The sequence below is a fragment of the Pseudoalteromonas sp. T1lg23B genome (assembly GCF_002964665.1).
Classification (GTDB): domain Bacteria; phylum Pseudomonadota; class Gammaproteobacteria; order Enterobacterales; family Alteromonadaceae; genus Pseudoalteromonas.
On record NZ_PQBZ01000034.1, the window covers coordinates 744,288 to 755,467 of the forward strand.

An 11,180-nucleotide genomic window follows, 5' to 3' on the forward strand; every position below is an offset into this window, starting at 1 on the left:
AATGCTAAAGACCTAGCTCCGACATAAAATCATCATCTGCTGCATCTGCTTCATCCGCAGCTTGCTTTTGACTCTTGTTCTGTTCTTCATTTTTCGAAGCCTGACGCTCAATGATCGTATCTGGGTCCACCGACTCTGCAATATCAAAGTCATGCAGTTTAATGAACTCGGTTTTGTCCATCGCCAGCTCAAGATAGAAGATATTTTGATTTTGTGTAGTAAACGTGACTCGACGTGCCTGTGGGCGGTCCATCGTGGTGTCTACTGAAATCTGAACTTGCTTATTAATTGCCATCATCTTAGGCTGGTTTTGAGTAATTGAGGTGTGCAACTGCTCGCGCACTTTACTGGTAAAGTCACCCACAATTTGGTTCATCAATTCGCCCATCACATTGGATACATCATCAGACAAGTGACTATTCGCTATCTCATCTTCTGGCATACCCATATTGCGCATGTAGTCTTGATAGATTTCCATCGCAGCTTGTGCGGTAAAGTTGGTCACAACCAGACCAGTAAACCCGCCGTCAAACAATACAAAACATCCAATATCTGGACGCATACAAGTACGGGTAATTTTTTGTACCATCGCTGAATATGCAATTTGATTACCACTTGCCGAAGAGAGGACCTCGGTCACAGAACGACACAAAGTCGATAATATGTCTTCAGTACTAACTACTTTATTTCTCGCCATTATTTGTCTCTTTTTTACTTCTTATCATTAATAGTAGCCAAGCTACTCAATTTATCACTGACTATCCAGCATAAAATGGTAAAATAGCACGATTATTTGGTAAGAGAGATAAAATGTGACTGGCAAAGACAGTATTTATGCCACTGAGCAACAGGTAAAAGATTTCAGCTTTGATGCCAATGTCGTTGAAGTTTTTCCGGACATGATTCAGCGCTCGGTTCCAGGCTACGCCACCATCGTAAGTACCATGGGTAAACTCGCGGGGCAGTTCGCCCAGAGTAACTCTAATTTATATGATCTTGGCTGTTCTTTGGGTGCCGTAACGCTGAGTATGCGCCGAAACATTGTAAAAGAAAACTGCCAGATCATCGCTGTGGACAACTCACAAGCCATGGTGGAGCGCTGCAAAATGCACCTCAGTGGCTTCAAATCAGATGTGCCGGTGGATGTACAACTGGGAGATATTAACGAGCTAGAAATTAGCCATGCCAGTGTTGTCGCGATGAACTTTACCCTACAGTTTATTCCACAAGATCAACGTTTGGCCGTTTTGCAAAATATTTACAATGGCCTTAAACCGGGTGGCATATTGTTGTTAAGTGAAAAAATCAAAGGTGAAAATGATGAGCAAGATAACCTGCTGATCGATTTACATCATGACTTCAAACGTCACAACGGTTATTCGGAACTTGAGATTAGCCAAAAACGCACCGCAATTGAAAATGTCATGCGTCCTGATAATTTGAGCAAGCATTTAACTCGATTAAATGACATTGGTTTTAAACAAACACAAGTTTGGTATCAGTGTTTTAACTTTTGTTCAATGATAGCCATTAAATAACGGAGAAAAGATGAACAACTGGTTTACCGACTTTTATGCTGCCATCGCAAAAAACCAACTGAGCCACTGGCTAAACACCCTACCCGCTCAGTTAACACATTGGCAAAATGAGGCCCAACATGGCGATTGGCCGCAATGGGAAAAAGTCTTAAAAAATTTACCTGAGTCAAATACTCAACATATTAATATTGTTGATAAGGTAGAGTTTGGACTTGCGGATGAGCTTTCCGAAGGTCATAAAAAACAGCTTATTCACTTACTTCAGCGTATGATGCCTTGGCGTAAAGGTCCATTTCATATCCATGGCATTCACATTGATACTGAATGGCGTAGCGACTGGAAGTGGGAGCGACTCTTGCCCCATATCAGTGATCTGCATGGTCGAACCGTTTTGGACATCGGCTGTGGCTCTGGCTATCACTTATGGCGTATGCGGGGAGCTGGCGCTGAATTTGTAGTGGGAATTGACCCTTCGGATCTGTTCTTATCTCAGTTTCAGGCCATCAAGCATTTTAATCCAGACCCTAACGTGCATCTTCTTCCACTTGGTGTGGAACAACTACCACAGTTAAAAGCGTTTGATACCGTGTTTTCTATGGGCGTACTTTATCACCGCCGCTCACCAATTGATTTTCTAGCACAACTTCGAGCACAACTTCGAGCTGGTGGCGAGCTGGTACTTGAAACTCTAGTCATCGAAGGTGATGTCAATACGGTGCTTGTACCCACTGACCGCTACGCAAAAATGCGCAATGTCTGGTTTATTCCCAGCACCGCCGCACTGACTTTATGGCTTGAACGTGTTGGTTTCAAAGACATTAAAGTGGTTAATGAGGATGTGACATCACTTGATGAACAACGTCGTACACCTTGGATGCAAACCGAATCGCTAGCTGACTTCTTAGACCCAAAAGATACCACTAAAACCATTGAAGGCTACCCTGCACCACTGCGTGCAATTTTAACAGCTAAAGCATAACCGTCCGTCATAACTGTGCAGGGGCCATCTTTGGTCACCCCCTGCACACCCTGCTAATCTTTATCACATACGATTAAGTGATATTTCAACTAGCCCCATATAGGCAATTGTTGTAAAATACGCGCGTTTCTAAGCAACCCATAAAGCAATTTTGAGGAAAACCTGTGAGCGAACAAAAACAGTCTCTTAGCTACAAAGACGCAGGCGTAGATATCGATGCGGGTAACGCATTGGTAGAGCGCATAAAAGGCGTAGTGAAAAAAACTCGTCGTCCAGAAGTGATGGGCGGAATTGGTGGTTTTGGTGCACTATGCGAACTTCCAACTGGTTACAAAGAGCCTGTATTAGTTGCTGGCACAGATGGTGTGGGCACTAAACTTCGTCTCGCTATCGATTTGAAAAAACACGATACAGTAGGTATCGATCTAGTTGCAATGTGTGTAAATGATCTAATCGTCCAAGGTGCTGAACCCCTATTTTTCTTGGACTATTATGCAACTGGTAAATTAGATGTCGATGTTGCCGCAGATGTTGTGACAGGTATCGGCACAGGCTGCGAATTGTCGGGTTGTGCGCTAATCGGTGGTGAGACTGCTGAAATGCCGGGCATGTATGAAGGTGATGACTATGACATCGCTGGATTCTGTACTGGTGTCGTTGAAAAGTCGAAAATCATTGATGGCTCTAAAGTTGCCGCAGGCGATCAGTTGATTGCATTAGCTTCAAGCGGTCCACACTCAAATGGCTATTCACTTATTCGTAAAGTATTAGAAGTATCAGGCGCTGATACAAACTCACAGTTTGAAGGTAAAACTCTGGGTGATCACTTACTTGAGCCAACACGTATTTACGTTAAATCAATCCTTGAGCTACTTAAAGATGTAGACGTTCACGCACTTTCTCACATCACCGGTGGTGGTTTCTGGGAAAATATTCCTCGTGTACTACCTGAGTCAGCAAAGGCCGTTATTAAGGGCGACAGTTGGCAATGGCCAGCTATTTTTAACTGGCTACAAGAAAACGGTAATATCAGTACCCACGAAATGTATCGCACATTTAACTGTGGTGTTGGCATGATTTTGGTTGTCCCTGCAGATAAGCTGGCACAAAGTCTTGAAATTCTATCAGCCCAAGGTGAACAAGCTTGGCACATAGGTGAGATTCAAGACGCAGTCTCTGGTGAGGAGCAAGTTGAGATCTTAGGTGGTAAGGCCTAATGTCTAACACTCGCTTAGTGGTATTGATCTCTGGCAGTGGTTCAAACCTGCAAGCCATCATAGATGCCTGTCAGAGCAATCAAATAAAGGGCGAGGTAGTTGCTGTTATCAGTAACAAAGAACAAGCTTATGGCTTAACACGTGCCGCGAACGCTGGCATTGAAACCAAGGTGTTAAGCCACAAAGCATTTGCTACACGTGAAGATTATGACGTCGAGTTGGCTTCTTTAATTGACTCTTTTAATCCAGATTTAGTTGTATTAGCTGGATTTATGCGTATTCTAACTCCTGGCTTAGTGCAAAAATTTAAAGGAAAAATGTTGAACATTCATCCTTCTTTGTTGCCTAAGTACCAAGGGCTGAACACCCACCAAAGAGCGATAGATGCAAAGGACGACGTACACGGTGTTAGCGTACACTTTGTGACGGAAGAGTTGGACGGCGGTCCGGTAGTATTACAAGCACAGGTTCCAATCTTGGCTAATGATACCGCAGAGACGCTCGCACAACGGGTTCACGAACAAGAACATATTATCTATCCTTTGGTGGTCCAGTGGTTCAGCGAACACAGACTAACTATGGAAGCAGATTATGCCGTTTTTGATAACCAACCCCTTCCAGCTCAAGGCGCAGCCTACCCAAAATAATAAAATATGCGCTTGGCTACTTGGCTTAAGCGCTATTTTCTCTTGCTCTATCATTGCCAATCCCCTTGTTCCTTACAATGCTGAATACCAAGTTTCTCGTAAAGGCTCTGTGAAAGGTGCGGCTTACCGTGAGCTAAAGCTACTCGATCAAAATACCTATCAATTAAAATATCAAAGTGATATCGAAATTTTCATTTTCTCTGATGAGCGTGAAGAGGTATCGACGTTTACCCTTGAGGATGGCAAGCCCGTTCCATTATCTTATAGCATGGTGCGCACAGGCACTGGCAGAGACATCAACCAGCAAATCACTTTTGATCGCATCAACCAAGTGATCACATCAAGTAATGAAAAATATCCGTTAGACGTTAAGTGGATAGCTGACCAGCAAGATTTGCTCACATACCAACTGCAACTGCGCCGCGAGCTTAAAGCTGGCAAGAAGAAGTTCAGCTATCCAATCATAGATAATAAAGGCAACCAGCGTATTTATAACTTTGTTGTGGATGGCATGGAAACCATTACATTACCTGTAGGAAATGTCGAAACAGTTCGAATTAAGCGTTTATATGACAACGATAAGCGTCAAGCAACCGTTTGGCTTGCCCCTGAATACGACTACATGGTTGTGAAGATGTACAAAGGCAAAGAAGGCGTTGAGCAATTCCAAGTTCAGCTAACCAAGTACGAAAAGCACTCAGCAATGTAAATTCATTGGGTAGCAAGTCCCGAAGCCTTGCTACCCAGCTTTTAAATCCATTAACAGAGTTAAATTTTCTCACCCATTTTAAACAGCACAAACTCCCCTTCCGACATTTTTTGCCATTGCTCATCATTAGTTAAAGGGCGAGTCGCGATGACGGTCACCACATCATTTGGCGTAGTTTCTTTTTGAAAGTCCACCACCATATCCGCATCAATCAACGTTGCTTTGCCAAATGGTGCTCTGCGCGTGATCCAGTGGAGATTATTAGTGCAATATGCCAACACATATACGCCATCTGTCAGTAACATATTAAACACCCCTTTGGCTCTTAAGGTATCAGCGAGCTTTGCTGCATATCTAAATACCACAGCCATATTTGAAGGGCGTTTAGGATATTTCTGGCGAATTTTATCTAGCAACCAACAAAAAGCCAGTTCGCTGTCGGTATTACCCACAGGACGATAAAACTGGGGTTTCAAATCATTATAGTTAGAGAGTTGGCCATTGTGGGCATAAGTAATTTCTCTGCCCCATAGCTCTCTGGTAAAGGGGTGAGTATTCTCTAGGCACACACGACCTCGATTGCCTTGTCGAATATGACTGATCACTGAGACACTTTTTATTGGATAGGCTTTAACCAGTTTTGCGATTTCTGACTGGCAGCTCGGTTCTGGATCTTTAAAGGTGCGACATCCCTTGCCTTCATAAAAGGTAATACCCCAGCCGTCCTTATGAGGTCCGGTGTTCCCCCCACGCTCTAGTAACCCAGCAAAACTAAAACAGATATCCGTTGGGACATTTGCCGACATGCCCAATAGTTCACACATTAAATAAAAACCCCTTTAAAAACATTAGAAACACCAACCTTTAAACTTTCATCATCTGTATGTTTTGGCTGGTGTCATGGTTACGATTGCGCTTATTATTATGCGTAACCTTCGATTGCATTATGTCTTACTCGCTTGAGGTCGTAAACATGAATGGGCATTTTAAACCATATTGCATGGCACGATTACCTTGCTTGAGTTCTGGTTCTTAATTGGGATTGTATAAAACAACATATAAAAGAGTAGTAGTTCGGCACGTGCTAGGTGCCATCTAACCGACAAAGGGCATGAAGTCATGCCCTTAGCCTTTTAAGCCATCAGCAAAAAGCCGATAAATGCGATAGCCGCTGCAATTAAAGCATAAGGTAACTGTGTGACCGCGTGGCTTATTAAGTTACATCCAGAGCCTTGTGCCGCAAGTACGGTCGAATCTGAATAGAAACATGCTTGACTGCCAAATGATGAAGCCGATAACAAAGCGCCAATCACCAGCGGAATATTCGCATCAACCGCCACAGCCAAAGGCATCACGATAGGAATAGTTACAGCAAAAATACCCCAGCTAGAGCCGGTCGCAAACGCTAGGATAGCCATGGATAGGAATACCATCGCAGGTAGCAATTGTGCCGTCATATACGGACTTAATGAATCAATAACATACTGCGGTAGCATAAGCTGATCACAGACATCTTTAAAAATAAAGGCAGCGATAACCGTACCAATTGCAGGCAACATGCATTTAAAACCATCAATCATTTGTTCAAGCATATCGGCAAGCGGCATCAATCTTTGTGCTAGATAAAAAGGCACCGTAACCGCCAAAGTCGCCAGTAAGCCTTTCCAAACATCGATATCAAAATATACCGTAAACGCCACCAATAAACAGATAGGCACTAAGAAGTTGTAAAGTTTGCCTTGCTCATCTGCGTGTTCAAACTCTTGCTCTATCGCCTTTGCTGCGTAATCATCGGGTGTATGCACATCTGCCAAGTCCACTTGAACGAGTGCCGGTTGCCCTTGTTGTGCCGCAAGTTCTGCACGTTTCATAGGGCCAAGTAGGGGCACAACTCCAGTTACCACTAGTGGCACCATGATCACCGCGACCCAAGCATACAACATATAAGGAATAGCCTGCATATAGGTTGCTATGCCCTGGCCTTGCTCTGCAACGCCATTATCTACCAGCAACCCACCAAAGAATACCGCCCAAGTAGAAAGCGGCACCAGTACGCAGATTGGTGCAGCGGTTGAGTCAACGACATAGGCCAGCATTTCACGCGAAATTTTAAATTTGTCAGTGACTCTACGCATGGTCTCACCAACCGTTAGCGCATTTAAATAGTCATCAATAAATATAACGACACCTAACAGATAGGTCATCAATAGCGACGACTTGCGTCCCTTAGCCATTTTCAACGCATTGCGACCGAAGGCTAACGCCCCTCCTGTGCGTACTAACAACGCGATCAGCGCACCAAAGCTACCACATACTAAGATCAGCCAGCCGATGGTCTCATCAGCCATCACTTTCAGCGAAGCATCGGCAAAGTTCGGTAAGATGGTTCCCACATCCACTAACGCCAAACCAACCAAAGCGCCAATAACAAGCGCTAAAATAGGTCTGCGGAGGAGAATCGCGAGCGTCAAGACGACGATAGGTGGAATTACACTAATAACACTAGGCTCTATCATTCAAAATCATCCCAATATTATGACTACAGTAAAAGTAATTTAACGCTCCGCTAAGCGAGCGAGTATCTGCTTAATATTGGGTTGACCAGTGATTAGTATGGCCCTTCTTGAAACATCAGCGAGAAAATAAACAGTAAATCCATTTTCGTCAATTTCTTTTTTATGATGTGATTAATTTGCTAAACATACATAAATTTATGCTTAAAGGTTGTTGCGTATATCAAACCAATAGAGCCTACCTGTATGGCCCCTGCTAATTTAAGTTTTATAGGCCTTTGCCACGTTTATCCATTATCTCAAAACACCTAACCAAGATTAGTATTTCACTTTTCAAATCAGAATATTAACTAGAAGATACTGCGGGCCATTAGCGTCACGGTAGGTGTAACATTAAACTATTGCCATTCATTCAACACAGCAAATTTAACATCATTTTATTTGCTCTTAACGAGTAAATTTTTTCGTTGTTCAACATCAAATTTTTAGTTTAAAAAGTGCATGTCCAATTAACTTAAGGCAAAAACAATGAAAAATACACTTCTTGGTATGGTTACAGCACTTACTTTCGTTGCAACAAGCAGCTTCGCTGACGAAAAAACGGTTGCACCTCAAGAGCTAGTGCAAGAGTTTACGCAAATGTGCTTAGAGTGGGCAAATGACGATGGCGTAGACGCAAAAGATCTTAATAAGTACGTATTAGATTGCGTAAATGAAGAGCTAACAAGCAACAGCTATCAAACTGTAAGCAGCGTTGATATCTAATCGCAGAATTTAAAGTCTAATCACCTCATTCAGACTTCACTAAAAAGCCGGGTTTCCCCGGCTTTTTGTTGTTACTTTTTCTTCTTAGATGCTTTGGTTTCTTCTATCCACTTACCTTTTTCATAAGTGGCTTTCCAACCAGTCGCTTTACCATCAACCTCAGTCATCACATACTGAGTTTTGGTTTTACGCGAATAACGCACGATAGCCAAATTACCGTCATCATCTTGCTCAGGTGCATCTGCTAAGTAATGGAACTTAGGCGATATCCTATCCTTAAAACGTTTCAGCTCAGCAACCTTAGGTGCACGAGTTTCTCTCGATTTAGGGAAAGTATGAGCCGCTAAGAAAATACCTGACGCACCATCACGCAATACAAAGTAGGCGTCCGACTTCTCACATTCAAGCTCTGGCAAGTGAACTGGGTCTTCTTTAGGTGGCGCAGGCTCACCATTTTTAAGCAGCTTACGAGTATTTTTACACTCTTCATTGCTACAACCAAAGTATTTACCAAAACGCCCCGACTTAAGCTCCATATCTGAGCCGCACTTATCACACTCGATGATAGGACCGTCATAGCCTTTGATCTTAAAGGTGCCTTTTTCGACAACGTAACCTTTACATGCAGGATTGTTACCACATACATGCAACTTACGCGTTTCATCGATAAGGTATGAATCCATCGCCGTTTCACAGATTGGACAACGCTTCATCTGCATCAATGTTTCTGTTTCCACATCTTCAACATCAGCGGCAATCGCCTCGTCACCCGATACCAGATTCATTGTTGTGGTACAGCGCTTTTTGGTGGCAAGTTGTAGCCAGTACACCCAAGAAACACACCAGTAGACGCTGTACGAATACCCATTTTACGATTACAGGTAGGACAGTCAATATCCGTCTCAACCATGACGTTTTGACGCATCCCGCCTTCTGCTTCTTCTCCCGCGGCAATTTCAAGTTGCTTAGAAAAGTCCGCATAAAACTTATCTAAAACTTGAGTCCAAACACGTTCGCCTTCTGCAATATCATCGAGTCTGTCTTCCATCTTCGCGGTAAAGTCGAAGTTCATCAGGTCATTAAAGTTCTCAACTAAGCGATCGGTAACTATCTCACCCATTTTTTCAGCAAAGAAACGACGGTTTTCAACCCGCACATAGCCTCTATCCTGAATAGTCGAAATAATCGACGCATAAGTTGAAGGGCGACCAATACCTCGTTTTTCAAGCTCTTTTACAAGGCTAGCTTCACTGAATCGAGCCGGTGGCTTAGTAAAGTGCTGTCTTGGGTCTAAGGCCACTAAATCAATCGCATCCCCTTCACTGACAGGTGGAAGTGATTGCTCTTCTTCATTTTTCTTGCGCACAGAAGGTTGTACTTTAGTCCAACCATCAAAACGCATTACACGCCCTTTAGCTTTTAACGTATAGTCATTAGCGGCTATCGTCAGCGTTGTCAGATCATATTCCGCAGCCGTCATTTGACACGCCACAAACTGGCGCCAGATAAGTTCATATAGCTTCTTCGCGTCCGCATCGACCCCTTCAACGTGGCCCGATAAAACGTTCACATCTGAAGGACGTATTGCTTCGTGAGCTTCTTGAGCATTTTCTTTTGCGCTGTACTTAACTGGGTTTGCTGGTAAATATTTATCACCAAATTGTGTACCGATATAATCTCGGCACATGGCGACCGCATCATTTGACAAATTGGTCGAATCTGTACGCATGTAGGTGATGTAACCCGCTTCATATAAACGCTGAGCTAACATCATGGTTTTCTTTACACCATAGCCTAATCGCGTACTCGCTGCTTGTTGCATGGTCGACGTGATAAATGGCGCACTGGGTTTGCTCTTGCTTGGCTTTTCTTCAACCTTAACAACACGATAAGCGCTCTTTTCCAACTCTGCAACTGCGTGCATTGTTTGCGCTTCGTTTACTGGTTTAAAGGCATTGCCTTGATACTTTGTTACTTCTAAACGGATCGGCTGCTTCGCAGCGGTAACGTCAGCATGAATATCCCAGAACTCTTCAGGAATGAAGGCCTTGATTTCTCTTTCACGCTCTACCAACAATCGCACGGCGACAGACTGTACTCGACCCGCAGACAAACCTCTGGCCACTTTTTGCCAAAGCAAAGGTGACACCATAAAACCCACAACTCGGTCTAGGAAACGTCGCGCCTGTTGGGCGTAAACCATGTCGGTGTTCAGCTGCCCTGGAGTCTCAAACGCTTGCTGGATAGCATTTTTGGTAATTTCGTTAAATACAACGCGCTTATACTTTTCAGGTTCGCCACCAATAATTTGTTCAAGGTGCCAAGCAATGGCCTCCCCTTCTCTATCCAAATCGGTTGCGAGATAAATTTGGTCTGCATTCTCAGCTAGCTTCTTTAACTCTTGTACCACCTTTTCTTTTCCTGGCAGTACTTCATAGTGAGGTTCCCAGCCTTTTTCCGGATCAATGCCCATACGCGCAACGAGATTCGCATAATCTTTGTTCTTCTTATATATGGCCTTTTCTTCAGGAGACATTTTTCTGACTTCGGCTGGACTTTTCGTAGCCAAGCCTTTTGTCTTTCCTGCACCGGATGTTGGCAAGTCACGCACATGTCCAACACTGGATTTTACGATATAGTCCTTACCTAAGTATTTATTAATTGTTTTTGCCTTTGCGGGAGACTCTACAATTACTAGCGATTTGCCCATAGCTGCCTATTTTTGACCCATTCTTGTCTGAGTTTTTGCCCATCTCGGGCGATTAATATTTATAGGTATATCTACAAACACCTATTGTTACAAGCTTTAAAT

General features: G+C 43.4%; 9 protein-coding genes and 1 pseudogene. 6 read left to right on the top strand and 4 right to left on the bottom strand.

The window, feature by feature from the left end; translation table 11 throughout:
• Positions 1–4 precede the first annotated feature (4 nt).
• Positions 5–697: a DUF3334 family protein gene (locus C2M32_RS11815; protein ID WP_105168602.1), complete on the bottom strand. Its 693-nt coding sequence runs from the start codon at positions 695–697 to the stop codon at positions 5–7.
• A gap of 115 nt (positions 698–812) precedes the next feature.
• Between C2M32_RS11815 and cmoA the strand changes: the two genes are divergently transcribed.
• From cmoA to C2M32_RS11840, 5 genes are all read left to right on the top strand, one after another.
• Positions 813–1,538 (top strand): carboxy-S-adenosyl-L-methionine synthase CmoA, encoded by a 726-nt coding sequence (gene cmoA / locus C2M32_RS11820; protein ID WP_105168603.1) that lies wholly within the window; start codon positions 813–815, stop codon positions 1,536–1,538.
• 10 nt (positions 1,539–1,548) lie between these two features.
• Entirely contained in the window at positions 1,549–2,517 is a 969-nt protein-coding gene (gene cmoB / locus C2M32_RS11825) for a tRNA 5-methoxyuridine(34)/uridine 5-oxyacetic acid(34) synthase CmoB (RefSeq protein ID WP_105168604.1), read from the top strand.
• Positions 2,518–2,681: 164 nt separating this feature from the next.
• Positions 2,682–3,734, top strand: a complete 1,053-nt coding sequence (gene purM / locus C2M32_RS11830; protein ID WP_105168605.1) for a phosphoribosylformylglycinamidine cyclo-ligase — start codon at positions 2,682–2,684, stop codon at positions 3,732–3,734.
• A complete protein-coding gene (gene purN / locus C2M32_RS11835; protein ID WP_105168606.1) occupies positions 3,734–4,381 on the top strand; it encodes a phosphoribosylglycinamide formyltransferase in 648 nt (215 codons plus the stop codon). Before purM ends, purN begins: the two co-directional genes overlap by 1 nt.
• Positions 4,326–5,090 (top strand): DUF3108 domain-containing protein, encoded by a 765-nt coding sequence (locus C2M32_RS11840; RefSeq protein ID WP_105168607.1) that lies wholly within the window; start codon positions 4,326–4,328, stop codon positions 5,088–5,090. Before purN ends, C2M32_RS11840 begins: the two co-directional genes overlap by 56 nt.
• 59 nt (positions 5,091–5,149) lie before the next feature.
• On the opposite strand, the gene C2M32_RS11845 is transcribed toward C2M32_RS11840, so the two are convergent.
• Together C2M32_RS11845 and C2M32_RS11850 are read right to left on the bottom strand one after the other, a co-directional pair.
• Positions 5,150–5,914, bottom strand: coding sequence for a class II glutamine amidotransferase (locus C2M32_RS11845; protein ID WP_105168608.1), 765 nt, complete (start codon positions 5,912–5,914; stop codon positions 5,150–5,152).
• Between the two features lie 309 nt (positions 5,915–6,223).
• Positions 6,224–7,606, bottom strand: a complete 1,383-nt coding sequence (locus tag C2M32_RS11850) for a Na+/H+ antiporter NhaC family protein (RefSeq protein ID WP_105168609.1) — start codon at positions 7,604–7,606, stop codon at positions 6,224–6,226.
• A gap of 525 nt (positions 7,607–8,131) precedes the next feature.
• Here C2M32_RS11850 and C2M32_RS11855 point away from each other — a divergent pair.
• Positions 8,132–8,368, top strand: a complete 237-nt coding sequence (locus C2M32_RS11855) for a hypothetical protein (protein WP_105168610.1) — start codon at positions 8,132–8,134, stop codon at positions 8,366–8,368.
• A gap of 71 nt (positions 8,369–8,439) precedes the next feature.
• Here the strand turns inward: C2M32_RS11855 and topA are convergent.
• Positions 8,440–11,078, bottom strand: a pseudogene (gene topA / locus C2M32_RS11860) (type I DNA topoisomerase).
• Between the last annotated feature and the right edge of the window lie 102 nt (positions 11,079–11,180).

What these genes read in the sequence shown, in the direction of transcription:
- C2M32_RS11815 (WP_105168602.1), bottom strand. Translation starts at nt 697, where the DNA reads ATGGCGAGAAATAAAGTAGTTAGTACTGAAGACATATTATCGACTTTG.
- cmoB (WP_105168604.1), top strand. Translation starts at nt 1,549, where the DNA reads ATGAACAACTGGTTTACCGACTTTTATGCTGCCATCGCAAAAAACCAA.
- purN (WP_105168606.1), top strand. Translation starts at nt 3,734, where the DNA reads ATGTCTAACACTCGCTTAGTGGTATTGATCTCTGGCAGTGGTTCAAAC.
- C2M32_RS11840 (WP_105168607.1), top strand. Translation starts at nt 4,326, where the DNA reads ATGCCGTTTTTGATAACCAACCCCTTCCAGCTCAAGGCGCAGCCTACC.
- C2M32_RS11845 (WP_105168608.1), bottom strand. Translation starts at nt 5,914, where the DNA reads ATGTGTGAACTATTGGGCATGTCGGCAAATGTCCCAACGGATATCTGT.
- C2M32_RS11850 (WP_105168609.1), bottom strand. Translation starts at nt 7,606, where the DNA reads ATGATAGAGCCTAGTGTTATTAGTGTAATTCCACCTATCGTCGTCTTG.
- C2M32_RS11855 (WP_105168610.1), top strand. Translation starts at nt 8,132, where the DNA reads ATGAAAAATACACTTCTTGGTATGGTTACAGCACTTACTTTCGTTGCA.